This window comes from Bradyrhizobium xenonodulans, from assembly GCF_027594865.1.
In the GTDB taxonomy this organism is placed as follows: domain Bacteria; phylum Pseudomonadota; class Alphaproteobacteria; order Rhizobiales; family Xanthobacteraceae; genus Bradyrhizobium; species Bradyrhizobium xenonodulans.
In genome coordinates this window covers 5,272,522-5,298,300 of sequence record NZ_CP089391.1, presented here as the reverse complement: position 1 = coordinate 5,298,300, position 25,779 = coordinate 5,272,522, and the positions used below count along the sequence as shown (strand labels likewise).

21 protein-coding genes are annotated in these 25,779 nt (G+C 66.1%); 15 read left to right on the top strand and 6 right to left on the bottom strand.

The annotated features are described in order from the left end of the window. Positions 1 to 40 precede the first annotated feature (40 nt). Complete coding sequence (locus tag I3J27_RS25340; protein ID WP_270161617.1) at positions 41 to 1,123, bottom strand: lysylphosphatidylglycerol synthase transmembrane domain-containing protein; 1,083 nt, start codon at positions 1,121 to 1,123, stop codon at positions 41 to 43. Positions 1,124 to 1,555: 432 nt separating this feature from the next. Between I3J27_RS25340 and I3J27_RS25335 the strand changes: the two genes are divergently transcribed. The 3 genes from I3J27_RS25335 (at position 1,556) to I3J27_RS25325 (ending at position 6,114) form a co-directional block, all read left to right on the top strand. Further along, positions 1,556 to 2,062, top strand: coding sequence for a YciE/YciF ferroxidase family protein (locus I3J27_RS25335; protein ID WP_270161615.1), 507 nt, complete (start codon positions 1,556 to 1,558; stop codon positions 2,060 to 2,062). Positions 2,063 to 2,190: 128 nt separating this feature from the next. After that, entirely contained in the window at positions 2,191 to 3,609 is a 1,419-nt protein-coding gene (locus I3J27_RS25330; protein WP_270161613.1) for an MFS transporter, read from the top strand. 105 nt (positions 3,610 to 3,714) lie between these two features. After that, positions 3,715 to 6,114, top strand: coding sequence for a bifunctional diguanylate cyclase/phosphodiesterase (locus I3J27_RS25325; RefSeq protein WP_270161611.1), 2,400 nt, complete (start codon positions 3,715 to 3,717; stop codon positions 6,112 to 6,114). A 3-nt stretch (positions 6,115 to 6,117) separates the two neighbouring features. Here I3J27_RS25325 and I3J27_RS25320 read toward each other — a convergent pair whose 3' ends face one another. Further along, a complete protein-coding gene (locus I3J27_RS25320) occupies positions 6,118 to 6,552 on the bottom strand; it encodes a hypothetical protein (protein ID WP_270161609.1) in 435 nt (144 codons plus the stop codon). 65 nt (positions 6,553 to 6,617) lie between these two features. Between I3J27_RS25320 and I3J27_RS25315 the strand changes: the two genes are divergently transcribed. Continuing rightward, positions 6,618 to 7,202 carry a hypothetical protein gene (locus I3J27_RS25315; protein WP_270161606.1) on the top strand — a complete coding sequence of 195 codons (585 nt, stop codon included), beginning with the start codon at positions 6,618 to 6,620 and terminating at the stop codon, positions 7,200 to 7,202. Positions 7,203 to 7,295: 93 nt separating this feature from the next. Then, complete coding sequence (locus I3J27_RS25310) at positions 7,296 to 7,895, top strand: YdcF family protein (RefSeq protein WP_370691864.1); 600 nt, start codon at positions 7,296 to 7,298, stop codon at positions 7,893 to 7,895. 3 nt (positions 7,896 to 7,898) lie between these two features. Here I3J27_RS25310 and I3J27_RS25305 read toward each other — a convergent pair whose 3' ends face one another. Continuing rightward, positions 7,899 to 9,242 carry an aminotransferase-like domain-containing protein gene (locus I3J27_RS25305; RefSeq protein ID WP_270161603.1) on the bottom strand — a complete coding sequence of 448 codons (1,344 nt, stop codon included), beginning with the start codon at positions 9,240 to 9,242 and terminating at the stop codon, positions 7,899 to 7,901. A 184-nt stretch (positions 9,243 to 9,426) separates the two neighbouring features. Between I3J27_RS25305 and I3J27_RS25300 the strand changes: the two genes are divergently transcribed. Further along, positions 9,427 to 9,663: a DUF1127 domain-containing protein gene (locus I3J27_RS25300; RefSeq protein WP_270161601.1), complete on the top strand. Its 237-nt coding sequence runs from the start codon at positions 9,427 to 9,429 to the stop codon at positions 9,661 to 9,663. A gap of 845 nt (positions 9,664 to 10,508) precedes the next feature. Here I3J27_RS25300 and I3J27_RS25295 read toward each other — a convergent pair. The 3 genes from I3J27_RS25295 to I3J27_RS25285 all read right to left on the bottom strand — a co-directional run bounded on the left by I3J27_RS25295 (position 10,509) and on the right by I3J27_RS25285 (position 12,017). Further along, on the bottom strand, positions 10,509 to 10,970 hold the full coding sequence (locus I3J27_RS25295) for a hypothetical protein (RefSeq protein ID WP_270161599.1): 462 nt from the start codon (positions 10,968 to 10,970) through the stop codon (positions 10,509 to 10,511). 15 nt (positions 10,971 to 10,985) lie between these two features. Then, positions 10,986 to 11,411 carry a universal stress protein gene (locus I3J27_RS25290; RefSeq protein WP_270161597.1) on the bottom strand — a complete coding sequence of 142 codons (426 nt, stop codon included), beginning with the start codon at positions 11,409 to 11,411 and terminating at the stop codon, positions 10,986 to 10,988. A gap of 69 nt (positions 11,412 to 11,480) precedes the next feature. Further along, positions 11,481 to 12,017 (bottom strand): SixA phosphatase family protein, encoded by a 537-nt coding sequence (locus tag I3J27_RS25285; protein WP_270161596.1) that lies wholly within the window; start codon positions 12,015 to 12,017, stop codon positions 11,481 to 11,483. Positions 12,018 to 12,196: 179 nt separating this feature from the next. Between I3J27_RS25285 and I3J27_RS25280 the strand changes: the two genes are divergently transcribed. The 9 genes from I3J27_RS25280 to I3J27_RS25240 all read left to right on the top strand — a co-directional run bounded on the left by I3J27_RS25280 (position 12,197) and on the right by I3J27_RS25240 (position 25,759). After that, complete coding sequence (locus tag I3J27_RS25280) at positions 12,197 to 13,654, top strand: NAD(P)/FAD-dependent oxidoreductase (RefSeq protein WP_270161594.1); 1,458 nt, start codon at positions 12,197 to 12,199, stop codon at positions 13,652 to 13,654. An 86-nt stretch (positions 13,655 to 13,740) separates the two neighbouring features. Beyond that, entirely contained in the window at positions 13,741 to 14,253 is a 513-nt protein-coding gene (msrB, locus tag I3J27_RS25275; RefSeq protein ID WP_270161592.1) for a peptide-methionine (R)-S-oxide reductase MsrB, read from the top strand. 190 nt (positions 14,254 to 14,443) lie between these two features. Then, a complete protein-coding gene (locus I3J27_RS25270) occupies positions 14,444 to 16,696 on the top strand; it encodes a flagellar hook-basal body complex protein (protein WP_270161589.1) in 2,253 nt (750 codons plus the stop codon). A 34-nt stretch (positions 16,697 to 16,730) separates the two neighbouring features. Continuing rightward, positions 16,731 to 18,614 carry a flagellar hook-associated protein FlgK gene (flgK, locus tag I3J27_RS25265; protein WP_270161587.1) on the top strand — a complete coding sequence of 628 codons (1,884 nt, stop codon included), beginning with the start codon at positions 16,731 to 16,733 and terminating at the stop codon, positions 18,612 to 18,614. A gap of 20 nt (positions 18,615 to 18,634) precedes the next feature. After that, on the top strand, positions 18,635 to 20,518 hold the full coding sequence (locus I3J27_RS25260; RefSeq protein WP_270161585.1) for a flagellar protein: 1,884 nt from the start codon (positions 18,635 to 18,637) through the stop codon (positions 20,516 to 20,518). Positions 20,519 to 20,592: 74 nt separating this feature from the next. Beyond that, positions 20,593 to 21,375: a hypothetical protein gene (locus I3J27_RS25255; protein ID WP_270161583.1), complete on the top strand. Its 783-nt coding sequence runs from the start codon at positions 20,593 to 20,595 to the stop codon at positions 21,373 to 21,375. Between the two features lie 10 nt (positions 21,376 to 21,385). Further along, positions 21,386 to 23,008, top strand: coding sequence for a hypothetical protein (locus I3J27_RS25250; RefSeq protein ID WP_270161582.1), 1,623 nt, complete (start codon positions 21,386 to 21,388; stop codon positions 23,006 to 23,008). 1 nt (position 23,009) lies between these two features. Then, positions 23,010 to 24,263, top strand: coding sequence for an ATP-grasp domain-containing protein (locus tag I3J27_RS25245; RefSeq protein ID WP_270161580.1), 1,254 nt, complete (start codon positions 23,010 to 23,012; stop codon positions 24,261 to 24,263). Then, positions 24,260 to 25,759 carry a pyridoxal phosphate-dependent decarboxylase family protein gene (locus I3J27_RS25240; RefSeq protein ID WP_270161579.1) on the top strand — a complete coding sequence of 500 codons (1,500 nt, stop codon included), beginning with the start codon at positions 24,260 to 24,262 and terminating at the stop codon, positions 25,757 to 25,759. The genes I3J27_RS25245 and I3J27_RS25240 overlap by 4 nt, the downstream gene beginning before the upstream one ends. Positions 25,760 to 25,779: the final 20 nt, after the last annotated feature.

The window sequence follows — 25,779 nt, the reverse complement described above, 5'->3', positions numbered from 1 at the left end:
GAGAGCATTGCTGCCCCGCCCGCAACCTTTGTCTGACCGTTTACCGCTTGCTGGCCTGTCGTAGCGACCGTTCGCGCTCCATCGCTGCCACCTGCTTGGGCAGGTTGGCCTGGGCGCAGGCCTCGGCCAGCCGTCGCCGCTCCTGCCAGGGCTCGACCACGTTCATCCAGAGCTCGCGCGCGCCCATGATGGAGATGGCGAGGCCGAACGGGATGACGAAATAGAGGATGCGGAACACCAGCAGGGTCGCCAGAAGCTGCTCGCGGCCGAATTCGGGCAATGCGACCAGCATGGCGACATCGAACACGCCGATCGAGCCGGGCGCGTGGCTGGCGAAGCCGATCAGCGTCGCCAGGATGAACACCACCGCCAGCGATATGAAGTCGATCGGCGGATTGGCCGGCATCAGCAGGTACATCGCCGTGGCGCAGAAGCCGAGGTCGACCACGCCGATCAGGATCTGCACCAGCGTCAGCGGCGCCGAGGGCAGCGCCACCTTCCAGCCCTTCTGGCCGAGCTCGCGGCGCTTCTCGCCCAAGCACAGCCAGACCAGATAGGCGCCAATCGAGGCGAGGCCGCCGAGCCCGATCAGCCGGTTGATCGACGACGGCAGCTGATCCATCGACGAGGCGGCATCCGGATGGATGACCATGCCGATCGAGAGCACGAAGATGTTACCGAGCCAGAAGGTCAGGCCCGACAGGAAGCAGATTTTTGCGACGTCGATCGCGTTCAGCCCGTAGTCCGAATAGATCCGGAAACGGATCGCACCGCCGGTAAAGACGGTGGCGCCGATGTTGTGGCCGATCGAATAGGAAGTGAAGCTGGAGAGTGCCGCGATGCGATAGGGCACATGCTTCTTGCCGATCGTTCGCAGTGCAAAAAAGTCGTAGAAAGTCAGTGTACAGAACGCGAAGACGACGCAGATCGCCGCCAGCCCGATATTGGCGCGGGGAATCTCGGTTAACGCGGTCAGGATGACGCCGGTATCGATGTGCTTGAGCGTGCGCACGAGCGTCGTGATCGCGAAGGCGATGATGAAGACGCTCGCGGCAACGCCGAGCCGTCGCCAGCCGATCCATCTCTTGAAGCCGCGTTTCAGCGCGGGCAGCAGTCCGTGCATTCATCCTCCCGGCGGGGGGCAAGACCGACCGGGCCAGACATTGGCCGGTCGGGTGCGATCACTGCCCGAAATGGGCTTCGACCGCTAGGCATGATGTAGCTCATTTAAGGCAAAAACAGCGACTTGTGCAGCCCTTGACAACGATAGGTTCTGCGTTGGACCGGCCGCTTTTGTCATATGTGGTTCACATCGGACCGCGCGTTAAGCATATGAGTCGGGATGTCGCCCCCGGGGACGCCCGCCCGTATGTTGACATGATGTCGAATTCTGACGTCGCCGGCGTTGTTCCAGCGCAAGGCGATGCCGGCTTTTTTGGAACGTCGCTGCCGTGCGCCGGTTAGCGCCTCATCAGCAATCGAACATGGGGAATAAGCGGCTTTTCGTGCAAGCCGACGCCTCCGTGTTCCCGAAACCTTTGAGAGGATCGGAGCGATGGGACTGTTCACAAAAGACATCAAGACCATGAACGACCTGTTCGTGCATCAGCTTCAGGACATCTATTACGCCGAGCAGCAGCTCACAAAGGCGCTGCCGAAAATGGCAGATAAGGCGACCGATCCGCAGCTGAAGCAGGGCTTTTTGACGCACCTCGAGGAAACCAAGCAGCACGTCAAGCGGCTCGAGGAAGTCTTCAAGATGCACGGCGCGCAGGTGAAGGCGGTCGATTGTCCGGCGATCGACGGCATTATCGAGGAAGCCGACGAGACCGCCGGCGAAGTCGCCGACAAGGCGGTGCTGGACGCTGCCCTGATCAACGCGGCGCAGGCCGCGGAGCATTACGAGATCGTCCGCTACGGCAGCCTGGTCGCCTGGGCCAAGCAGCTCGGCCGCAACGACTGCGCCGCCGTGCTCGCCAAGACGCTGGATGAGGAGAAGGCGACCGACAAAAAGCTCACGACGCTCGCCGAGAGCAAGGTGAATTTGCGCGCGGCGGGGTAAGGACGTGTAGCGACGGAAGGCGCCGCGCGGTCATCTGCGCGGCGCACGTTCATCATTCGGTCATTATCGAATCATGACAGTGCGCCAACGGCGTATGTTTCGCATGGGGCTGCAACCGAGGTGGCAGCATGCGAGTGAGCACCATCAAATACGAAACCTACGACGACCGCGCCGCCACACCGCACGGTTCGTCGCGTCTTGCGACCTCCCTGACGCTGGCGGCGATGAGCCTCGGCTATGGCGTGGTGCAGCTCGACGTCACCATCGTCAACACCGCGCTCGATGCGATGGGCAAGACGCTCGGCGGCGGCGTCGCCGAGCTGCAATGGGTCGTCAGCGCCTACACCATCGCCTTTGCCGCCTTCATCCTGACGGCCGGCGCGCTCGGCGACCGCATCGGCGCCAAGCGCGTCTTCATGGCGGGATTCGCCATCTTCACCGCGGCCTCGCTGGCATGTGCACTGTCTCCCAACGCGATCGTGTTGATCGCAGCGCGGCTGGTCCAGGGGCTCGCCGCGGCGATCCTGGTGCCGAACTCGCTGGCGCTGCTCAATCATGCCTATCCAGACGACCGCGCGCGCGGCCGCGCCGTCGCGGTCTGGGCCGCCGGCGCCAGCCTTGCGCTCACCGCGGGCCCCTTCGTCGGCGGCGCGCTGATCACGCTGGTCGGCTGGCGCGCGATCTTCCTGGTCAATCTGCCGATCGGGCTCGCCGGCTTGTGGCTGAGCTGGCGCTATGCCAGCGAGACCTCGCGGGCGCGCTCGCGCGAGATCGATCTGCCCGGCCAACTCGCTGCGATCGGTGCGCTGGGCGCGCTTGCCGGGGCAATCATCGAAGCTGGCGCGCTTGGATGGAGCCATCCGGCCGTGATCGCAGCCTTGGTCGGGGCCGCCGTTCTCGCCGTGCTCTTCGTCTGGCGCGAGAGCCGCGCGGTGCAGCCGATGCTGCCGCTGGCGCTGTTCAGTCACCGGCTGTTTACCCTGACCACGATCGTCGGTCTTCTCGTCAATATCGCGATTTACGGTCTGATCTTCGTGCTGAGCCTGTATTTCCAGCGGATCAACGGGCTGTCGGCCTGGTGGACCGGGCTCGCCTTCGTGCCGATGATGGGGGCGGTGCTACCGGTCAATCTGCTGGCGCCGCGTTTGGCCGAGCGCATCGGCCCGTGCCCGACCATCGTCGTCGGCGCTTGTACCTCGGCGCTCGGCTGTCTCGGGCTGGTCTGGATCGAAGCCGGGACGAGCTATTGGGCCATCTTTGCGCAGATGATCGTGATCAGCGGCGGACTCGGCCTGCTGGTGCCGCCGTTGACCTCGACCTTGCTCGGCAGCGTCGAGAAGGCGCGCTCCGGCATCGCCGCCGGCGTCCTGAACGCGACGCGACAGACCGGCAGCGTCCTCGGCGTCGCCCTGTTCGGTTCATTGGTGGCCTCGGACGATGCGTTCATGACGGGCTTTCACCAGACGCTCATCATATCGGCGGCTGTCCTGCTGCTTGCCGCTGGCGTGATCGGCTTTGGCGCGAGGGCGCAAGCGCGCCCAATGTGAGCGGTCGCACACATTCTCCGTTCACCATTCCCGGAGCCGGGGCACAGCCGGTTACCGACTGTCCATCTCTGCCGGTTCTAGTGCGCTTTGGAATAGGGGCCGGCAATGTATCAAGTTCTCTACTGTCTCACGGACCAGCACGACTGGCGCCTGGTCGCACTCGGCGGCGCGGTGTGTCTGCTCGCCAGCGCGGCAGCGATCAGCCTGTTCCTCCGCGCACGCGCGGCGAGCGGGGGAGCCCGCGTCGCATGGATCGCGCTTGATGCCATCGTCGCCGGCTGTGGCATCTGGGCAACCCATTTCATCGCGATGCTGGCCTACGGGCCTGGTGCGGGCGGCGCTTACAACGTTCCAGTGACGGTCCTGTCGCTGATCTTCGCGATCGCGGTCACCTTCATTGGTCTCAGCATCTCGGTGTCGTCGACGCGCGCGACCCTGATCGGGCTCGGTGGTGCCGTCGTTGGTGGTGGCGTGGCCGCCATGCATTACACCGGCATGATGGCGCTCGAGATTCCCGCGCATGTCGGCTGGGAGATCGGCACCGTGACGGTCTCGATCGTTCTCGGCATCGTCTTTGGATCGCTGGCCCTGGTCGTTGCGGGGCGACATGACAGCCTGGCGAGCGCGCTTAGCGCGACGGCCCTGCTGACGCTTGCCATCGTCTCACATCATTTCACCGCCATGGGCGCGGTGGAGCTGACGCCGGATCCGGCGATCGTCATCAGCGGCCTCTCGATCCCGCCGGCGTCATTGTCCGTCCTCACCGCCAGCGCCGCGGTCGCCATCATCGCGATCGCGCTCGCGGCGGCTCTGCTCGACCGCCGCGCCAAGGGCGAACTGGGACGCCAGCAGGTGGTGCTGGACACCGCGCTCGAGAACATGTCGCAGGGACTGTGCATGTTCGATGCGGACGGCAAGATCATGCTGTTCAACGACCGCTATGCCGCAATGCTCCGCCGCACCGATATCCTGCTCACCGGCCGTCTGCTGGTCGATGTGCTGAAGGAGGAGCAGGCCAAGGGCCAGTGGCAGGGCGATGCCGACGACTTCTTTGCCCGCCTCGTGGCCGACGCGCGGGAGGGCCGCACCACGACCGACATCGTCAACCGGTTCGGCCGCTCTGTCCGGGTCGTCAACCAGCCGATGCAGGGCGGCGGCTGGGTCGCGACGTTCGAAGACATCACCGAATGGCTGGAGGCGCAGGCCAAGATCTCGCACATGGCGCGCCATGACGCGCTGACCAGCCTGCCGAATCGCGTGCTGTTCCACGAGCAGCTGGAGCAGGGCCTGCCCCGGGCGAAGTCGAGCGACCAGCTCGCGGTGCTGTGTCTGGATCTCGACCACTTCAAGGACATCAACGACTCGCTCGGCCATCCGATCGGCGATGCTCTGCTGAAGGAGGTCGGCCGCAGGCTGCAGGCCACCGTCGGCGAGAGCGACACCGTGGCGCGGCTTGGCGGCGACGAGTTCGCCGTGGTCCAGATCGGACGCTCGGAGGAAGCCGCGGCGAGAGCCCTTGCCGGCCGCCTCGTCGAGGTGATCTCCGCGCCTTACCAGATCGACGACCATCAGATCGTCATCGGTGTCTCGATCGGCATCTCGCTGTCGCCGCAGGACGGCAGCGATCCGAACGAGCTCCTGAAGAACGCCGACCTCGCGCTGTACCGCGCCAAGGCGGACGGCCGCGGCACCTATCGCTTCTTCGAGACCGGCATGGATGCGCGCGCGCAGGCGCGGCGCTTGCTGGAGATGGATCTGCGCGCGGCGCTTCAGCGCAACGAGTTCGAGGTCTACTACCAGCCGATCCGCGACGTCGCCAGCGACCGGGTCGTCGCCTTCGAGGCGCTGCTGCGCTGGAACCATCCGCACCGTGGCCTGATCGCTCCCATCAATTTCATTCCGCTGGCGGAGGAGACCGGCCTCATCGTCCAGCTCGGCGAGTTCGTCCTGCGCAGCGCCTGCGCCGATGCGGCCACATGGCCCGACGACGTCGACGTCGCGGTCAACCTGTCGCCGATCCAGTTCAAGAGCCCGAACCTGATCGCATCCGTGACCGACGCGCTGGCCGCCTCGGGGCTCGCGGCGCGCCGTCTCGAGCTCGAGATCACCGAATCGGTGCTGCTCCAGAACAGCGAGGCGACGCTGACCACCTTGCACGAGCTGCGTGCCATGAGCGTGCGGATCTCGCTCGACGATTTCGGTACCGGCTATTCGTCGCTGAGCTATTTGCGCAGCTTCCCGTTCGACAAGATCAAGATCGACCGCTCCTTCGTGTCCGAGCTGGCGACGCGCGAGGATTCGATGGCGATCATCCGCGCCGTGACCGGCCTCGGCCGCAGCCTCGGCATCGTCACCACGGCGGAAGGCGTCGAGAACGACGCGCAGCTCGAGCTCTTGCGGCGCGAGGGCTGCACCCAGGCGCAGGGTTATCTGTTCAGCAAGCCGCGGCCGGCGTCCGATGTCGCGATGATGCTGGAACGCCCGCGGCTGCGTGCGTCGGCGTAGGGCTCAGCCGCGGCGCAGCGCGAAATGCGCGCCGCAGAACGCCATCACGGCGCCGAGGCACAGTGCGGCGAGCCCGGCGAGCACGCCCGAGACGGTCGGGACCGGGCTCGGCGCCGAGGCCACCTGGCCGGCACCGGCGAGCAGGAGCACGCCGACCGCGATCAGGAACTGCCGCATCCGCTGCGGGATCTGGCCTGAGACGGCGCTCTGCATCAATGTCGCGGTGAAATAGCCGCCGGAGCAGCCGACGGTCGCAATCAGCCACCAGGCGATCGCCGCGCCCGCGGGGATGAATTCATGCGTGTCGGAGCGCCAGAGGCCGCCGAGGTCGAGCCCGTAGCGCGCGCCCAGCATGTGCACGGCGAGCGCGAGCAGCACGCCGGAGATCACGGCGGCGCCGAGAATCAGGCGGCGCGGAAAAAACATCGTCTCAGCCATGCCTCGCTTGTAGGATGGGCGAGGGCAATCGCGCAAGCCGATCGCAGACGGGATTGATCGTGAGGATGCGGGTTTCGGGAGCCGAGGCGACGGGCGCGAGCTATGCCTACAAGGCGTCGCTGATCGGCTCGGCGCATCGTTTCGAGCTGACGGACGAGGGCCTGTCCTGGCGCATCGGCCGCCGTTCCGGCCTGTGGCGCTACGACGAGATATCGGCGATCCGGCTGTCGTTCCGCCCGGTGTCGATGCAGCAGCACCGCTTTCGCGCCGATGTCAGCCACGCCAGTGGCGGCTGTCTCGCGATCCTGTCGACGAGCTGGCAGACCGCGGCGCTGATGGCGCCGCAGGACAACGGCTTTCGCGCGTTCATCGTCGAACTGCATGCGCGGATGGCGAGAGCGGGCAGCCGCGCCGAATTGACCACGGGCCTGGGGCGCAGGACCTATGCGGCGGTGCTGGCGTTCCTCGCGGTGCTGACGGTGGCCATGGCCGGGCTGCTGATCCGCGCGCTCCTGATCGGCGAATTCGCCGGCGCGCTGTTCATCATCGGCTTTGCCGCGCTGTTCGCTTGGCAGGTCGGCGGCCTCGTGCGGCGTAACCGGCCGCAGGGCTACAGCTTCGATCGCGTGCCCAAGGCGTTGCTACCCTGAAGGCTTTGCCCTGAAGGCCTTGCTGCCCGAGGTGCAATCGGCCGCAATCAAACGTGACTTCGCGGCCCCGCGCCGGTGTCGCATCGTGCGGCCATGTCAGCCATGCATCACACGGCGCGCACGCTTACGGCGGATGAGATCGCCGAGATCAACCGCACGCATCTGATCAATATGCCGCTTCGGCCGGCCGACCTGTTGTTCATGTTCGGCACCCGCGAGGACGTCGCGCTGCGCGCCGATACGGCCGCAAGGCTGTGGCGCGACGGTCTTTTTCGCTGGTCGATTGTCAGCGGCGGCGTGACGCCGGGCTCGGAGCAATCGGAGTGCACCATCATCAAGGCTGCGATGGTTGCCGCCGGCATTCCGGCGGAACTTGTCCTCGAGGAGCATCGTGCGATGAACACCGGCGAGAACGTGATGTTCTCGCTGCCGGTCATCGACGCGGCGCTCGGCCTGCAAAACATCCGCAGCGTGATCTGCCTCGGCAATACCTGGACCGCGCGCCGCTACCCGATGACGCTGCACCGGCACTGGCCCGAGGTCGAGAAGATGCTGCTCACGGTTGACAGCTTTGCAACGCCGCGCGCGCTGTGGCACACCGATGCCGAGTTTCGCCGCCGCATGCTGCATGAATGGGACAAGATCGAGCCGTACAGGGCGAAAGGCTTCATCGCGGAATGGCCGCAGACCTGAGAGCTACTCCGTCGAGTCGAAATCCTCTTCCTTGGTGCCGAGCAGCGACACGAGCGTGCGCAGGCCGGAATCGAGCTGCTCGGGCGATGGCGGGGCGAGCGCGAGCCGCACCGCGTTCGGTGCATGTCCATGCGCAATCGCAAACGTCGAGGACGGCGTCAGTGCGATGCCGCGCCGGGCGGCTGCGGCGACGAAGGTTTGCGAGCGCCAGTGCGGCGGCAGCGTCAGCCAGAGATGATAGGATCGCGGGTCGGCCGCGAGCTGGTAGCCCGACAGCAGCCTGGCCGCGGTCTGCTGCCGGCGTCCGGCATCGATCCGTTTCAGCCGCGTCAGCTCGGCGACTGTGCCGTCGGCCATCAGCCGCTGCCCGGACGCGAGCGCGTGGCCCGAGGCGATCCAGCCGCCGGTGCGGACCGCGCTCATCACGCTCTCGCGCAGGTGCGGCGGCGTGACGAGGATGCCGAGCGCGAGGCCCGGCGCGACCTTCTTGGACAGGCTGTCGATCACGATGCAGCGGTCCGGCCCGAGCGCGGCGAGCGGCGTGTCGTCGGCGAGGAAGCCGTAGACGGTGTCCTCGACGATGGTGAGGTCGAGCTTTTCGGCGACGCGCATGATGTCGGCGCGCCGCGTCGCGTTCATGGTGACGCCGAGCGGATTCTGGATGATGGGCTGGAGATACAGCGCCGACAGATGCGCCTCGCGATGCGCCTTCTGGATCGCGTCGGGGCGCGCGCCGTGCTCGTCCATCGGAATCGGGACCAGCGTCACGCCGAGACGCGCCGCGATGCTCTTGACGTAAGGGTAGGTCAGCGCCTCGACGCCGCAGCGGCCGCCGGTGGGAACGAGAGCGGCGAGCGCGGCGGCGAGCGATTGCTTGCCGTTGGCGGTGAACACGATCTGCTCGGCCTGTGGCGTGAAATCCTTGCGCGCGAGATAGGCGGCGGCGGCATTGCGCGCGCTCTTGGTGCCGGTGCTGGTCGAGACGCGCAGCGCGGATTCGAGTGCATCGACGCGCTCCAGCCCTGCAAGGCTCTTGGCGATCATCGCCCATTGCTGCGGCAATAACGGATAATTGACCTCGAAGTCGATCCGCGCGTCGCGCGGCTCGCTCAGCGCCTCGACCTCGCGCCGGATGTCGCCGGAGATGAAGGTGCCGCGGCCGACCTCGCCGACCACGAGGCCGCGGCGGAGCAACTCCGTATAAACCCGGCTCGCGGTCGAGACGGCAATGCCACGGTCATAGGCAAAATTGCGCTGCGGGGGCAGCCGGTCGCCGGGCCTTAACGTGCCTTTAGTGATATCGGCCGCAATGGCATCGGCGAGCTTCACGTACTCGAACTTGGACATTATTGCACCGAGAGCAATGTTTTACTTGCTCCGAGTAGTGTACTGGAGCATTTAAGTTCCATCAAGTTCCGCGATTGAGCCGAGGAGAGCGAGAGCAATCCGGTGGCAAATGAGGTGCAGGCGCTGACAGCGTCTGTGCCAACGGCACCTGCTTCGCCGTGCGGACGATAGCCGGAGAAGAAAAATGACCACGATCTCGCAAACTGCCGGGCGGAGTTTACGCCCATCCTCGACGAGCGGATTTTTCAGCACGCTCGCCCACGCCGCCACTGCGTTGTTCGACCGCCTGGAGCGCCGCACCGCCGTCAAGACGCTGAACGAACTCGACGACCGCGCCCTGGGCGACATCGGGATCACGCGCAGCCAGATTGAAGACGCCGTCTACGGGCAGTTCAAGGCCGAGCTGACGCGGTATCTGTGAGACTTGGTTGAGCGAGCATTGCTGCTCTGTCCCGGACGCGCTGCAGCGTTCTTGCGCTGCTGCGCAGAGGCGGGACCCAGGAGGCCACGCAACGCGCGGATGGATGGGCCCCGGCTCTGCAGCGCGCCGTCGAAGAGACGCTGTGCTGCGTCCGGGGCACGAGAGCGTTGTTGAATGACCGACATGAGCCTGCATCCTCGCGGCGCGTTTCGCCCGAGCTTTGCTTCGTTTCTTCACCCTCGAATGAAAGAGGGCGCAGGGAAGACCGGGTGCCGGCCGGGCACCCACGGTCCACTGTGCGGAAGGTGGCAACAAGAATTTGCACAGCGGCATACAGGTGAAGCCAAAACATCCGGCCTTCCCTGCGCAGTGGTTTGACGGCTTATGTCGTGCTCTCCCCGGGGAGCGATGCACTATTGCCCCCGTCGCCTTGCGGATGGCTGACGCGCGCGCCCGGTCGGGCCGCCACATCACCGCAACACTTGGCGCACAGACCCCGGGCGCCAGGACCACACGATTTCGCCGTACGCCGATCACACCGGTCGTGTGCGCGAGGCCTTTCGCTCACAGTTGCCTGCCCTGCGAAACCCTTCGCGCCGATGTGACTGACGTCCACCGCCGTCCGGCCCGCGTTCGTGACGATCGCGATACGCCCCTCTTCCTTGGGCCGGAGTGCGCGCAACATCCGCCTATTCCGAATTTCTGTAAAGGCGAATATTTTTGATGGTGCGCATTGACCGACAATTTGGGTGTTTTGCCCGACGGGCAACGCAAGGTCTTGTAGCCCGGGTGTCGCTCTGCTCATCGGGCTACGGCCGGGGCGGTGCAGAGCCTTGCCCTCGGGATCAGGCGATAGCGACCTGGCGCCACACGCCGCCATAAGCTCGGTCGTCCTCGGACGGGGCGGGTCGGCGGCCGGGCCGCGTCGGAGCGCCGCGCTGGCGCCGATGCCGGACATCCAGGCGCTGCAAATGCGTGATGATGCCGCCGACGAGTAACGCGATGCGCGCCGTCGCCTGTTTGACGACGAACATGATTGTCGTGATCCGGCTCAGCACGCCGAGCAGGAACAGCACCGAGAAGATGTCGATATAGGCAAGGAGATCGCCGAGCAGAATCAGCTCAGGCGGAATCGGGATCCTGTGGTAGTAGGCCAGGACGAGGATGACGACGGGGATGAAGGCGATGACCTTCCGCACCGTTAATTTGTCCAGCAGGGCCGCCAGTTGTACGACCAGCACATCCCACAGCGCATCGCCGATCGCGAGCGGGACTTCGTAAGTCCATCTCCGCCACCATTGCTTCACGGCATTGCTCCGAGTTCAGTGCCTCACCACCAGCACCGAGCACTTCGCGTAGCGCACGACGTGACCGGCGTTGGAGCCGAGGAAATAGGTGCGCATCGCCGGCCGGTGCGATGTCATCACGATCAGATCGGCCTTCATGTGCACCGCTTCCTCCAGGATCTCGTGATAGATGCCGCCCTGGCGCACCACGCTGGAGATGCGTCCGGCCTCGATGCCGGATTCGCGCGCGACGATGGCGAGGGCTTCCTCCGAGGTCTGGCGCTGCTGCTCGTCGAAATCGGCCGGCACGTATTCGGCCAGCATCACCGGTGTCATCGGCAGCACGTTGAGCAGGCGCACCGAGCCGCTCCAAGTCTGCGACAGCGTCGCGGCGGTTGCGATCGCCGGCTTGGCGAGGTCGGTGTCGGCGAGGTCGATGGGCACGAGAATGGACTTGAACATCTGCGCCTCCAAATCTTCAGCACCTGTTGACCGAACTGGATCAACCGCTCGAGACGGCGCCCGTCCGTCTCAATCCGATCGAAGCAGCTTGGGACTGACGAACAGCACCAGCTTGCCGCGGCGGTAGGCCACGTCACCCCAATCCTTGACGTCAAAGTCGAAGATCGCAAGCCCCGCCGTGGGCAGATTGTCGGCGAGCGCCCTGGCGCCGGCCGGTTCGCCGCCGCCCAGCAGCATCAAGGCGGCCTCGTGCATGCCGGGATTGTGGGCGACCAGCAGCAATTGCTTCGGGTCGGACGGGGCGGTTGCAGTGCGAATGGATTCCAGAATCTGCGCGGGATCGGCGCCGTAGAGTTCCGGCAGCACCTCGACCTGCGGCGCCGGGACGCGGTCCTTCATCGTCTCCCAGGCGATGTCCCAGGTCTGCCGGGCGCGGACGGCATGCGAGACCAGCACGGCATCGGGGAAGGGGGGATGGGCGGCGATCCAGTCCCCGATCTGCGCGGCATCCTTGTGGCCGCGGCCGTCGAGGCGGCGATCCTGGTCACGGCCGCTCGGCGCGTCAGTCTCGGTCTTGGCGTGACGCAGCAGCATCAAACGGCGCATGGCATTCTCGAATCGTTCCACATCAAGGATAATCTACAGGCGCCGGCTGAGCACAAGGTGACAAGCGCCCGATGGGCTTAGGTTGTTATTTTGAGCATGATCTCCGCGCAAACGCATTTTGCGTTTGTCGCGAGGAAAACCGCTGCACACTTTTCCGGATCATGCTCTAAGAAAACGATATGAACGAGACTTTCACAAGCGCATCCCAGGACGAAGCCGGCTTTCGCGAGCGCACACGGCTCTCATTCGACCTCGACGCCGACATCTGTGTCATCGGGGCAGGGCTTGCCGGGCTCTCCATCGCGCTGGAGGCCGCCCGGCTGGGGGCCAGCGTCGCCGTGCTCGAGGGCCGCCATGTCGGCTGGAACGCCTCCGGCAACCAGCTCGGCACCGTGATGCCGGGCTTTGCGCTTCCGCTCACTGAACTGATCGAGCGCATCGGCTTCGAGGACGCGCGCGCATTGTGGACGCTGTCGAAGGAGGGCGCCGAGTTCGTCCGGGCCAACGCCACGGAAGAGAACATGCCGGGGATCGGCCCGAGCGACGGCGTGCTCGAAGTCTCCAACGTCGATGCCGGCGACCGGCTGATCAGCCGCTTGCAGATGCTCAACGAGGATTTCGACACCGAGGTCGAGGGCTGGCAGGCCGATCGCGTCCGCGAGGTGCTCAAGACCGATCGCTACTTCCACGGCGTCTACTATCCGAAGGGATTCCAGGTCGACGGCCGCAAATACGTGCATGGCCTCGCGGCGCTGGCGCGGCGCGCAGGCGCCCGCATCTTCGAGGATACGCCGGTGGTCAGCATCGATCATTCCGGCATCCGCAAACGGATCGTCACGCCGTCGGCGCGCCTGCGCGCCACGCACATCGTGCTCGCCGGCAACATCCATCTCGGCGCGCCGTTGAAGCGTCTGTCGGAGACGCTGCTGCCGGTCTGGCGTTATGCCGGCATCACCGCGCCGCTCGGCGAGCGCGTGCACGAGATCATCGCCTTCAAGGGGGCGGTGATGGATTCCGACGGCATCGATCATTTTCGCATCGTCGACGGCGACCGGCTGATGTGGGAGAGCCCGGAGACCACCTGGGCCGCGCGTCCGCAGCGATTTGCGGGCAGCGTCGGGCGGCGGATCCGCACCATCTTTCCCCAGCTCGGCAATGTCGAGATCACCGATATGTTCGGCGGCGCCACCGGCCAGACCGTGCACGGCATGCCGCAGATCGGCCAGTTGCGCAAAGGCCTCTGGGTGGCGAGCGGGTTCGGCCGCCAGGGCATGAACACTTCGGCCATGGCCGGGCAGCTGATCGCGCGCAGCATTCTGTGGGGCGACGAGCGCTGGAAGCTGTTCTCGCCGTTCGAGCTGGTCTGGGCGGGTGGCGCCACGGGACGGGTCGCGGGCCAGTTGGTGGGGGTGTGGGGCAGGGCGAGTTCCGCCGCTGCGGGCTCGCTGGCGCGCTACCGCGAACGGGCCCGGATCAAGGACAGGGAACGCGAGGCGCGGCTGGCCGAAGCCAATCGGGCCGCCGGTACCGGTCCGCGCCGGCCGCCACCCGGCGTTCGGCCTAGGCCGGCTCCGCCGCAGAAGCCAGCGGCTGAAGCCGCGGAACCGGCCGCTCAGGACACCGGCGTTCCGCAATAAGCCCGAGAAAAACTTCGCCCGAAAGTGTAACGTCGGCCGTTAGAGCCCGTATCTCAGGGCGTGACTCCTCGCGCACGGAGAATGAGATGTTTGACCGCCGCATCCTGCTAACGACTGTCGCCGGCCTGTTCGGCCTTTCGGCCTTCCGCTGGCTGAGAGGAACGCCCGCCGAGGCTGGCGAGAAGGCCACGCAAAAATTCGAGATCGAGAAGACGGACGCCGAATGGCGCGCCCAGCTCACGCCGCAGCAATACGAGATCCTGCGCAAGGAGGGCACCGAGCGGCCGGGCTCCAGCCCGCTGCTCAAGGAGCACCGCAAGGGCATCTTCGCCTGCGCCGGCTGCGACCTGCCGCTGTTTGCGTCCGACACCAAATTCGAGAGCGGCACCGGCTGGCCGAGCTTCTACCAGCCGATCGAGGGCAATGTCGGCAAGACCGAGGATCGCACGTTCGGCATGCTCCGCACCGAGGTGCATTGCCGGCGCTGCGGCGGCCATCTCGGCCACGTCTTCGACGACGGTCCGAAGCCGACCGGCCTGCGCTACTGCATCGACGGTTTCGGCCTGGTATTCCACCCGGCGGCGGCGTCCGCCACGTAAGGCCAAAACGCAGTGTCATCCCGGCAATTGTTGCCGCCCCGGCAATTGTGCCCCGGTCATCCGACCGGGGCATGTCCATTTAAGTCATTGATTTCCTGAGAATACCTGCATTGGCATAGCCCTTGCGACTGTCTCTTCCGACTGCGGCCATGGTCGACCGGCCGCCGAGATCGGATCTGGAGACAAAGTTATGGGTATCTTCGATGCAATGAACACCTCGGTGGGTGGCCTGCAGGCGCAGTCCTACGCGCTGCAGAACATTTCCGGCAACATCGCGAACTCATCCACCACCGGTTACAAGGGCATCGGCACCAGCTTCGTCGATCTCATTCCCGACTCGTCCACGCCGAGCAAGCAGGTCGCCGGCGGCGTGACGGCCAACGCCAAGGCCACCATCACGACGCAGGGCACGATCTCGGGCTCCAGCGTCGCCACCAACATGGCGATCACCGGCGACGGCTTCTTCTCGATCCAGAAGGCGACCGGCATCGTCGACAACGTGCCGGTGTTCAGCGGCGTCACCTACTATACGCGGCGCGGCGACTTCCAGCTCAACGCGAACGGCAACCTGGTCAACGGCGCCGGCTATTACCTGATGGGCGTCGCGGTCGACTCCAAGACGGGCAATCCGACCGGCAGCGTCCCGACGGTGCTGCAATTCCAGAACAATTTCATCCCGGCCCAGGCGACCACCTCGATCCAATACGCGGCGAACCTGCCGACCCAGCCGAACACCGCGGCGAGTTCGACCGCGGCGACCGGCACGCTGCTGGCGGCCGGCGGCCTCAACCCGTCCGACTTCGCCGCCAACCCGCTGCCGGTGGGCACGCCGCCCGCGCCCTATACCAACGCGACGGTGTCCGGTGCCGCCGCCACCGGCAACATCCGCTCGGCCTACTCGTCGACGACGGGTACGGGCACGGTTGCGCTCCAGAACAACTCGTCCGCGGTGGCCTCGACCTCCACCTCGCTCGACAACACCGTGGGCACCCATCTCGCCTCAAGCATCCTCACCGCGCTCAGCGGCCAGACGCTGACCATTAATGGCAACACGGTCACCTTCGACACCAGCACCACCGTGACGACGGTCGGCAACAACACCACGATCGGCCTCGGGGCGGGCACCACGGCCACGGTGGCCAGTATCCTGAACGCGATTCAGACCGCCGGCGGCGCCGGCGTCACCGCCTCGCTCTCCGCCAGCGGCAACATCCAGATATCGAGCGGCACCGGCACCGACGTGGCGATCGGCAGCGGCACGGCGGCCACGGCCCTCGGCATCAGCAGCGTGACGCGCGGCGGCAACGTGCTGTCCTCGCCCGCGATCTCGGGCGCGACGGTGCTGAGCGGCACCGCGACGGCCGGCGGCGCCCAGGTGCTGTCGTCGGGCTTCGCTGCCGGTGACACCATCACGGTCGACGGCCAGACGCTGACCTTCATGGCCTCGGGCGCGTCGGGTGCGAACCAGATCAACATCACCGACAACATCACGACCCTGCTCGGCAAGATCGACGCGCTCGCCGGCGCTTCGGGCTCAACGGTCAGCACCGGCGGCGTGATCACGCTGAACACCGGCTCCGCTTCGAACCTGTCGGTGTCCAGCTCCAACAGCGCCGCCTTCGCCGCGCTCGGCTTCACCTCGACCATCACCAAGAACCGCGACGGCGGCGGCACCGCCGGCACCGGCGGCGTGATCGGCAACGACATCTCGACCTTCACCAAGGAATCGATCAGCGGCGGTGCGGTCACCGCCTACAACGCCGCCGGCACGCCGGTGAACCTGCAATTGCGCTGGGCCAAGACCGACAGCGCCTCGCTGGGCGCCGGTCATTCCGACACCTGGAACCTGTTCTACCAGACCGATCCGAATGCGACCGGCACGACGGTCGGCTGGGTCAACACCGGGCAGGCCTTCACCTTTGCCAACGACGGCTCGCTGACCTCGCCGAGCGGCTCGGGCATCACCATCAACAACGTCAGCGTCAGCGGCCAGTCGCTCGGCTCGGTGGCCTTCAACATCTCCTCGGGCGGGTTGACGCAATATGCCAGCACCAGCGGCGCGGTGACCATCAACACCATCACGCAGAACGGCTACTCCGCCGGCCAGCTCCGCTCGGTTTCCGTCAACAACAGCGGTCTCGTGGTCGGCACCTTCTCCAACGGCCAGAACCTCAACCTCGCTCAGGTGACGCTGTCGCACTTCAACGGCACCAACTACCTGAAGGCGATGGACGGCGGCGCTTACGCTGCGACCGAACAGTCGGGAGATGCCATCGCAGGCGCTTCGGGCAGCATCAGCGGCTCGTCGCTGGAAGGATCCAACACCGACATCGCCGACGAGTTCACCAAGCTGATCGTGACCCAGCAGGCCTATTCGGCCAACACCAAGGTGATCACGACGGCGAATTCGATGGTGCAGGACCTCTTGAACGTGTTGCGCTGACCGGCGCGTAACGTAACCAAAGGCGGCAAGTAACATGGGTTTGAGTTCAGCCCTCGCCAGTGCGATGAGCGGTCTGCGTGCCAACCAGGCCGCGCTCTCGATCGTCTCCTCGAACGTCGCCAACTCGCAGACGCCGGGTTACGTCGTCCAGACGCCGAACCAGATCGAGGTCACCACCGGCGACTTCGGCTCGACGGCGATGACGACCGGCGTCAGCCGCGAGCTCGACACCTATGTGCTGAACCAGCTCCGCACCGAGACCGGCGGCAGCGGCTACGCCGACCAGATGGCCAGCATCCTGAAGCAGCTTCAGAATGTCTATGGCACGCCCGGCAACAGCGGCACGCTCGAAACCGCGCTCAACAATTTCACCACCGCGCTCCAGTCGCTCTCGACCAACGCGGGCTCCTCGTCGGCGCAGAACGTCGTGCTGGGTGCAGCGCAGGCGCTGGCGCAGCAGCTCAACGTCACCACCAAGGGCATCCAGTCGCTGCGCTCCAACGTCGAGCAGGATCTCGGCAACTCGGCGCAGGCGGCCAACGTCGCGATGAAGCAGATCGCCGACATCAACATCAAGCTCCAGGGCCTGTCGGCCAACGACCCCTCCGCGGCGACGCTGATGGACCAGCGCGACCAGGCCATCAACACGCTGTCGAAATATGTCGACGTCCGCGTCACCACCGACGGCTCGAACCAGGCCAACATCTACACCACCACCGGCATCCAGCTCGTCGGCGCGGGGCTTGCTTCGCAATTCTCCTTTACCTCGGCCGGCGCGCTCTCGGCGACCTCGCAATACGACCTCGATCCGGCCAAGTCCGGCGTCGGCGCTCTCAACATCAAGCTGCCGAACGGCTCCTCGGTCGACGTCGTCGCCAACAGCGTGGTCTCTTCCGGCCAGATCGCGGCCGATCTCAAGCTGCGCGACCAGACGCTGGTGCAGGCGCAGAGCCAGATCGACCAGTTCGCCGCCGCGATGTCGAGCGCGCTGTCGGACAAGACGACGGCGGGCAGCGCGGTGTCCGGTCCGCCGGCCGGTTTCGACCTCGACCTTGCCGGCGCGCAGCCGGGCAACACCGTCAACATCACCTATACGGACACGACCACCAACACGCAGCGCCAGATCACGCTGGTCAACGTGACCGATCCGGCCGCGCTGCCGCTCCAGAACGCGACCGGCGCCAACCCGATGAAGATCGGCGTGAACTTCTCCGGCGGCATGGGTGCGATCGCCTCCGCGCTCAACACCGCGTTGTCGAACGCGCATCTGACATTCTCCGCAGCTCCATCGCCGGCGACGGCGACGACGCTGCGGGTCACCGACGACAACACCGGCCTTGCCAAGGTCAATTCGTCCTCGACCACCAAGACGATCTCGTCGCTGACCTCGGGCAATCCGCAACTGCCGCTGTTCACCGATGGCGGGCAGGCGCTCTACACCGGCGCCATCACGGCATCGGGCTCGCAGATGACGGGCCTTGCCGGGCGTATCGCCGTGAATACGCAGCTGGTCGCCGACCCGACCAAGCTGTCGGTCTACAACACCTCGCCGGTGACGCCCACCGGCGACACCACGCGTTCGGACTATCTCTACTCGCAGCTCACCAGCGCGGTGTTCTCGTATTCGCCGCAGACCGGCCTCGGCTCGTCGAGCCAGCCGTTCACCGGCAGCATCTCGAACTACCTCCAGCAGTTCCTCAGCGTCCAGAGCAATGCGGCGACGCAGGCGACCCAGCTTCAGCAGGGCCAGAGCGTCGTGGTCTCGACGCTCCAGGCCAAGTTCAACTCGACCTCGAGCGTCAACCTGGACTCGGAGATGTCGAACCTGATCCAGCTTCAGAATGCCTATGCCGCCAACGCCCACGTGATGTCGGTGGTGCAGAGCATGATGAACACCTTGCTCCAGGCTCAAGGGTAACCAGTACAGGGTCCTGAAACATGTCGATCAGCAGCATCAACTACTCCTCGTCGATCCTCGGCGCGCAGATTCGCAACATCAATCAGCAGCTCACCGATCTGTCGACGCAGCTTTCGACCGGCAAGCTGTCGCAGAACTATTCCGGGATGGGCACCAACGAGGCCTTTGCGATCGCCGGGCGCGCGCAGCTCTCCAACATCGCCGCCTATACCGATACGATCACGAACGTGAACGTCAACATCAACCTCGCCAACACCGCGCTGCAGTCGCTCACGACGATCCGCAACACGGTGCAGACCGGCTCCGCCAGCACGGCGCAGGACCTCAACGTCAACGGCCAGACCGTCGCGCAGAACACGGCCGCCGCGCAATTCGGCTCGATGGTCGGCGTTCTCAACACGCAGTCGGGCAACCGCTATCTGTTCTCCGGGACGGCGTTCAACACGCAGTCGGTCGCCAATGCCGGCGACATCATCAACGGCACCACCACGCAGGCGGGCTTCAAGACCGTCATGGCGGAACGCCAGGCCGCCGATCTCGGCGCTGGCGGCACGGGACGGCTGGTGCAGACGCAGCCGACGCCGAGCTCGGTGCAGGTGTCCGAGGACGTCGCGGGATCGCCGTTCGGGCTCAAGCTCTCGGCGGTGTCCTCGACGCTGACGGGAGCGACCGTCACCGGTCCGAGCGGCTCGCCGGTGTCGTTCTCGGTCGATCTCAACGGCGTCAACCCGAACAACGGCGACAAGCTGAGCGTCCAGTTCACGCTGCCGGACGGCTCGACCGAGCAGATCGACCTGACCGCGTCCACGGCCACGCCGACGCCGCTCGGCAGCTTCGCGATCGATGCGAGCGTCCCGGTCAACCCGAACAACACCGCCGCGAATCTCAACACCGCGCTGAACACCGCGATCACGAAGCTCGCCAACACCTCGCTGGTGGCGGCATCCGCGGTCGTCGCGGGCGACAATTTCTTCAACACCGCGAGCTCGGCGATCGGTGCGCCCGTCAACAATCAGGCGGCACCGCCGGCTCCCGTCACCGGAGCAACCACGCTGTCCGGCGCGAGCCCTTCGGATTCGATCTCGCCCGGCTTCGTCGCCGGCGACACCATCACCGTGAACGGCACCACGCTGACCTTCGTCAGCTCGGGCGCGACCGGCAACCAGCTCAACGTCGGCGACAGCGTCCAGACGCTGATGAGCAAGATCGACGCGATCACCGGCACGTCGAAGCCATCGACCGTGCATGGCGGTTCGATCACGATCAACACCGACGATGCGGCCAGCCTCAACGTCACGACCTCGAACACGGGCGCGCTGGGTTCGCTCGGCTTCGCCTCGACGCCCGTGACCGCCACGCAGCCGCCGCTCCGCGTCGGCTCCTCGCCGGCGAGCTCGGCAACGACGCTGGTCAACGGCTCGGCCAATACCGTGAAATGGTACACCGGCAATGACGGGCCCGGCTCGCCGCGCTCCACCGCGATGGCGCGGGTCGACGATTCCGTCACGGTGCAATATGGCGTGCAGGCCAACGAGGACGCGATCCGCCAGCAATTGCAGGCGGTCGCCGTGTTCGGGACGTTCTCGACCTCGCCGACCGGGCAATATGCGGGCGGGCAGGTCTCCGCGCTGAGCCTGCGGGTGACGCAGGCGCTGACGAAACAGCCGGGACAGCAGCGCCTCGAGGACATCCAGACCGACCTTGCGATGTCCCAGAACACGATGAAGGAAGCGGGCACGCGCCAGACCCAGGCCAAGGCGCAGCTCCAGTCCATCATCGACCAGGCGGAGTCGGCCTCGCCGGACCAGGTGGCGAGCGAGATCCTGGCGCTTCAGAACGCGCTGCAGGCGTCCTACCAGGTTACCTCGAACCTCTCGCAGCTCTCGCTCGTCAAGTTCCTGTAAGGATGCATTAAGGCGTCGTTAACCATGCCTCTTTACCTCTTGGTGAGGATTTGAGCCCGGGGGCGGAGCCGTCAATGTCGGACAAGATGCAGCTGGTGGTGGCCACGCCGTGCTTCGGCGGGCAGGTGTCGAGCATTTACGCGAGCTCGATCTTCGCGCTCCAGCGTGCCGTGCACGGCATGTCCAATCTCGAGCTCAAGGTGCTGCTGCGCGACGGTGATGCGCTGATCACCCGCGCGCGGGCCAATCTGGCTGCGATGTTCCTGGACGATCCGAGCGCGACCCATTTCCTGTTCATCGATGCCGACATCGGATTCAAGCCGGAGCAGGTGTTCCGGCTGATCGAGTGCGGCGCGGACGTCGTCGCCGGCTGCTATCCGATCAAGCGGGTCAACTGGGACAAGGCGAAGCGGGCGATCGAGGCCGGCCGCACCGACGTGCCGGCCGCATCGCTCGACTACGTGCTCGAGATCGAGGACCCCGACCGCATCGTGGTGGTCAACGGGTTCACCCGCGTGCGCTACGCCGGCACCGGCTTCCTGATGATCCGCCGCCACGTGCTGGAAGCGATGTGCCGTCATCCGGACTACGCCAATCTGCAATTCTTCCGCGAGCATTCGCACGATACGCTGGCATTGAGCCAGAATCGGTTCGCGCTGTTCGAATGCATGATCGATCCGGCGACCGGCACCTATCTCTCCGAGGACTTCGCCTTCTGCAAGCGCTGGACCGATATCGGCGGCGAGATCTGGGCCGACATCCAGAGCTCGCTCGATCACGTCGGGCCGTCGGTATTCCACGGCGACATCACCTCGCAATTCGCCGCCGCGCCCGCGGCGGCGGCCGACGCGGCCTGAGCCATCCGGGATGAGCGCCGGCGCATCCCGTCTGTCGGACACGGAGCGCACGCCCGGCGGCGGCTCGCGCTATCGCCTGCGCGATCTCTTCACACCGCTGGACACGCTGCTCGTCTCCGGCGGAGATCCGCGGCTGGCGCTCGACCCGAAGGATCGCGTCAACGCCTATGGCTGTGCGGCCTCGCCGGAGCCGGAGATCTGGAATTTCGCCTCCTCGACCGCGTCGACGATCTCGCAAATGGCCTATGACCGCGCCGCGCTGGCGCGCGAAGAGCTGATGCACAGATGCCTGTTCGACGAGGTCGAGATCGCCTTCGACGCGCGCTGCGAGGACATGCGCGAGGAGCTGCGCGGCCATCTCCAGCTGGCGCCGCGCGTCGACATCGTGTTTTCGCCGTCCGGGACGGACTCCCAGCTCCACGCCCTGTTCCTGGCGCGCGCGGTGCTCGGCGCTCCGCCGGTGACGATCGTGGTCGGCGCTGATCAGACCGGCAGCGGCACGGTCCATACCGCGCGCGGTCACCATTTCAGCGCGATGACGGCAGGCGGCATTGCCGTGCGCAAGGACGGCGCGGTCGCGGGCCTTGCCGGCGACAGCATCGCGGTGCCGCTGCTCGCGGCCGCGTCGGGCGTCGCGATGCGCGCGGATGCGGACGCTGCGGTGCTGCGCGCGGTCGAGGCCAGCCTCGCGCAAGGCCGCCGCGTTCTGTTGCACATCATGGATTCGTCAAAACTCGGCTGGCGCGCGCCGAGTGCTGCCTGCCTCGATGAGATCGCGCGGCGCTGGCCGCGCAAGGTTCAGGTGGTCGTCGATGCCTGTCAGGCGCGGCTCGGCCGCCGCCGGCTGCGTTCCTATCTCGACCGCGGCTATATGGTGCTGATGACCGGCTCGAAGTTTTTCGGCGGGCCGGCCTTCAGCGGTGCGCTGCTGGTGCCGAAGGGGCTGTCGCGGTCGCTCGACCGGATCGACGGGATCGCGCCTGGTATCTTCGACTATGCCGGCCGCTGCGATTGGCCGATGGCCTGGACGGCCCTGCGCTCACGCTTCGAGCGCCGGCCGAATTTCGGGCAATGGCTGCGCTGGGAGGCGGCCCTCGCGGAGATCGGCGGCTACTATTCCGTGCCGGGGGCTTTCCGCGCCAGGACACTGGCCGAGCTTGCCGCCGGCATCGACAGCATGATCGCGTTGTCGCCCGCGGTTCGCGCCGTTCCTGGCGCAATCGAGAACCGCGCGGCGGACGACGAGGAGTTCGCGCAACGCACGATCTTTCCGTTCACGCTGCTGCGCGACGGCAAGCCGGTCTCGATTGCCGAGACCGGCGCCGTTCATCGGGCGCTGGCGCGTGACATGAACGAGGCGATCAGCGGCAGCGCAGCGGACCGGCAGGTCGCCGTGCAGCGCTGCCTGATCGGCCGGCCGGTCCGGCTTGAGCGGCAGGACGAGACGCCGCAGGCCGTGTTGCGCCTCTGCGTCGGCGCCCGGCTGGTGACGGAGGCCTGGTCGCCCGACATGGCGCAGGCGCAACGCAACGTGCAGCACGTGCTCGATCGTATCGCCCACGTGCTGGTGAAGATCGATCTGCTGCTTGACCGTGGCATGGCGGTGCCGGAGAAGCCCGCGTTCGAGGTGTGAGATGCAGCATCCAGTTTCCGCGCCGCTCGGCGTGACCGTACCGAACTATGCCGACCGAATGGGCTTTGCGCAGCTGACGCGCCAGGCCTTCGAAGGCGTCAATCTGCAGCCGCTGCGTGACCAACTCGTTGAGCGGATTACGGCAGGGGCGGCGCACGCAGGCGAAGGCCTCGACCTGTCACTGATCGTCCAGCTTCTGGGCGACAAGGCGGCGGGGCTTGCGATCCAGTCGGAGGTGCTCACCTTCCACCAGTTGTTTCGCACGCCCTCCGCGGCTTCGAAGCCCGGCTTGCGCGTGCTGGCGCTTGCGGCCGACATCGACATGGGCGGCAATACGCCGATCGAGTTCCTGCTCGAGGGCTCCGACATCGAGCTCCTGACGCTCTATGTGGTCAAGGGCGCCGGTCTTCCGGAGAATCTGCCCGATCACGACGTCGCCATCGTGGTCGCATCGGACTCGGAGGAATGCCGCGAAGCGCTCGCGCTGATCGAGAAGGCCGCGCCGAACTGGCCGCGGCCGCTGCTCAATCGCCCCGAGTTGATCGGCAATCTCGATCGCGACAAGCTGTATCGGCTGCTGGCGGACATTCGAGGTCTCGAGATTCCCGTGACCGCCCACGCGACGCGCGCGCAATTGTCGGATCTCGTGCAGGGGCGGATCGCTTGCGCCGACATCACGGGCGAATTGCGTTTTCCGATGATCGTGCGGCCGCGCGGCACGCATGCCGGCGTCGGGCTTGCGAAGATTGACGACGTTCCGGCGCTCGCGGCCTATCTTGCCGAGCGGCAGGAGCAGGATTTCTTCGTCGCGCGTTTCGTCGACTATGCGAGCCCCGACGGGCTCTACCGCAAGATTCGGCTCACGATGGTCGACGGCAAGCCCTATGCCTGTCACATGGCGATCGCCGAGCGCTGGGACATCTGGTATCTCAACGCCGATATGATGTTCAGCGACGAGAAGCGCGCCGAGGAGGCCGCCTTCATGCTCGACTTCGATCATGCCTTTGCCGCGCGCCACAGAAGCGCGCTCGACGAGATGGGCAGGCGCGTCGGCCTCGATTATTTCATCGTCGATTGCGCCGAGAACCAGAACGGCGAGCTGCTGGTCTTCGAAGCCGACAACACCGCCGTCGTGCACAACATGGATTCGCCGGTCGTGTTTCCGTACAAGCCGCCGCAGATGCGCAAGATCTTTGCCGCGTTCACGGCGATGCTGTCGCGCCACGCAAAAGCGGGCGAGGGGAGTGCAGCATGAACGAGATCATCCGCAACACGCAAAGCTCGCTCGCGCATACCTCGCTCGATCCGCAGGACTGGAACGAATTCCGCGCGCTCGCCCATCGCATGCTGGACGAGACGATCGACGGCATCGCCAATGTTCGTGCGCGCCCCGTCTGGCAGCCGATCCCCGACGGCGTCCGCGCGACAATGAAGGCCGACGTGCCGCGCGAGGCGAGCGATCTCGCCGACGTCTATCGTGAATTCGCCGAGCATGTCGCGCCCTATGCGACCGGCAACGTCCATCCCGGCTTCATGGGCTGGGTGCATGGCGGCGGCACCGCAGTCGGCATGCTCGCGGAGATGCTCGCAGCCGGCCTGAACGCCAATCTCGGCGGACGCGATCACATGCCGATCGAGGTCGAGCGCCAGATCGTCGCGTGGATGCGCGACCTGTTCGCTTTTCCGGAAGGCGCGAGCGGCATCTTCGTCACCGGCACGTCGATGGCCAATCTGATGGCCGTGCTGGTCGCGCGCACTGCTGCGCTCGGCACGCTGGCGCGGCAGCACGGCACCGGCAACGACGGCGCGCTGCTCACGGCCTATACATCGTACGCCGCGCATGGCTGCATTTCGCGGGCGATGGATATCGCGGGGCTTGGCACCGATGCGCTGCGCAAGATCGGCGTCGATGCCGATCATCGCATCGATGTCGCCGCGCTGCGGGCGCAGATCGCAATCGATCGCGAGGTAGGCTTCAAGCCGTTCCTCGTCGTCGCTTCCGCGGGTACGGTCGACATCGGCGCGGTCGACGATCTCAAGGCGATCGCGGAGCTGTGCCGCGAAGAAGGAATCTGGTTTCACGTCGATGGCGCGTTCGGTGCGCTCGCGATCCTCTCGCCCGAGCTCGCGCCATTGCTCTGCGGGATCGAACTCGCCGATTCCATCGCGCTCGACTTCCACAAATGGGGGCAGGTGCCCTACGACGCCGGCTTCCTGCTGGTGCGCGATGGCGAGCAGCATCGGCAGGCCTTTGCGCAGCCGGCGGCCTATCTGCGCCGCGAGGCGAGGGGGCTTGCGGCGGGCGCGGTCTGGCCCTGCGATCTCGGCCCCGACCTGTCGCGCGGCTTTCGTGCGCTGAAGACCTGGTTCACGCTGAAGACGTTCGGCACCGACCGCCTCGGGACGGTGATCGCGCGGAGCTGCGCGCTGGCGAAATATCTGGAGACGCGCGTGCTGGCCGAGCCGCGGCTGGAGCTGCTCGCGCCGGTCAATCTCAACATCGTTTGCTTCCGCTATCGCGCCGACGACGCGGTCAATCGCGAGATTGTCGCCGACGTCCAGGAGTCCGGGGTCGCGGCGCCGTCGAGCACGACGCTGGACGGCAAGTTCGCGATTCGCGCCGCCATCGTCAATCACCGGACCGACGAAACCGACATCGATGCGCTTGTGGCTGCGGTGCTGGAGTTCGGCGCACGGCGGAGCGGCGACGGAATGATCGAGGTCGAGGCGCCGCCCCTCGCGGCGCAGTGAGCAGGACACGCAAGTCGAAA

Coding starts and splice junctions, on each gene's coding strand:
- I3J27_RS25335 (WP_270161615.1), top strand. CDS start 1,556: ATGGGACTGTTCACAAAAGACATCAAGACCATGAACGACCTGTTCGTG.
- I3J27_RS25320 (WP_270161609.1), bottom strand. CDS start 6,552: ATGGCTGAGACGATGTTTTTTCCGCGCCGCCTGATTCTCGGCGCCGCC.
- I3J27_RS25340 (WP_270161617.1), bottom strand. CDS start 1,123: ATGCACGGACTGCTGCCCGCGCTGAAACGCGGCTTCAAGAGATGGATC.
- I3J27_RS25240 (WP_270161579.1), top strand. CDS start 24,260: ATGAACGAGATCATCCGCAACACGCAAAGCTCGCTCGCGCATACCTCG.
- I3J27_RS25300 (WP_270161601.1), top strand. CDS start 9,427: ATGACCACGATCTCGCAAACTGCCGGGCGGAGTTTACGCCCATCCTCG.
- I3J27_RS25285 (WP_270161596.1), bottom strand. CDS start 12,017: ATGCGCCGTTTGATGCTGCTGCGTCACGCCAAGACCGAGACTGACGCG.
- I3J27_RS25280 (WP_270161594.1), top strand. CDS start 12,197: ATGAACGAGACTTTCACAAGCGCATCCCAGGACGAAGCCGGCTTTCGC.
- I3J27_RS25270 (WP_270161589.1), top strand. CDS start 14,444: ATGGGTATCTTCGATGCAATGAACACCTCGGTGGGTGGCCTGCAGGCG.
- I3J27_RS25290 (WP_270161597.1), bottom strand. CDS start 11,411: ATGTTCAAGTCCATTCTCGTGCCCATCGACCTCGCCGACACCGACCTC.
- I3J27_RS25305 (WP_270161603.1), bottom strand. CDS start 9,242: ATGTCCAAGTTCGAGTACGTGAAGCTCGCCGATGCCATTGCGGCCGAT.
- I3J27_RS25310 (WP_370691864.1), top strand. CDS start 7,296: ATGTCAGCCATGCATCACACGGCGCGCACGCTTACGGCGGATGAGATC.
- I3J27_RS25330 (WP_270161613.1), top strand. CDS start 2,191: ATGCGAGTGAGCACCATCAAATACGAAACCTACGACGACCGCGCCGCC.
- I3J27_RS25325 (WP_270161611.1), top strand. CDS start 3,715: ATGTATCAAGTTCTCTACTGTCTCACGGACCAGCACGACTGGCGCCTG.
- I3J27_RS25260 (WP_270161585.1), top strand. CDS start 18,635: ATGTCGATCAGCAGCATCAACTACTCCTCGTCGATCCTCGGCGCGCAG.
- I3J27_RS25315 (WP_270161606.1), top strand. CDS start 6,618: ATGCGGGTTTCGGGAGCCGAGGCGACGGGCGCGAGCTATGCCTACAAG.
- msrB (WP_270161592.1), top strand. CDS start 13,741: ATGTTTGACCGCCGCATCCTGCTAACGACTGTCGCCGGCCTGTTCGGC.
- I3J27_RS25250 (WP_270161582.1), top strand. CDS start 21,386: ATGAGCGCCGGCGCATCCCGTCTGTCGGACACGGAGCGCACGCCCGGC.
- I3J27_RS25245 (WP_270161580.1), top strand. CDS start 23,010: ATGCAGCATCCAGTTTCCGCGCCGCTCGGCGTGACCGTACCGAACTAT.
- flgK (WP_270161587.1), top strand. CDS start 16,731: ATGGGTTTGAGTTCAGCCCTCGCCAGTGCGATGAGCGGTCTGCGTGCC.
- I3J27_RS25255 (WP_270161583.1), top strand. CDS start 20,593: ATGTCGGACAAGATGCAGCTGGTGGTGGCCACGCCGTGCTTCGGCGGG.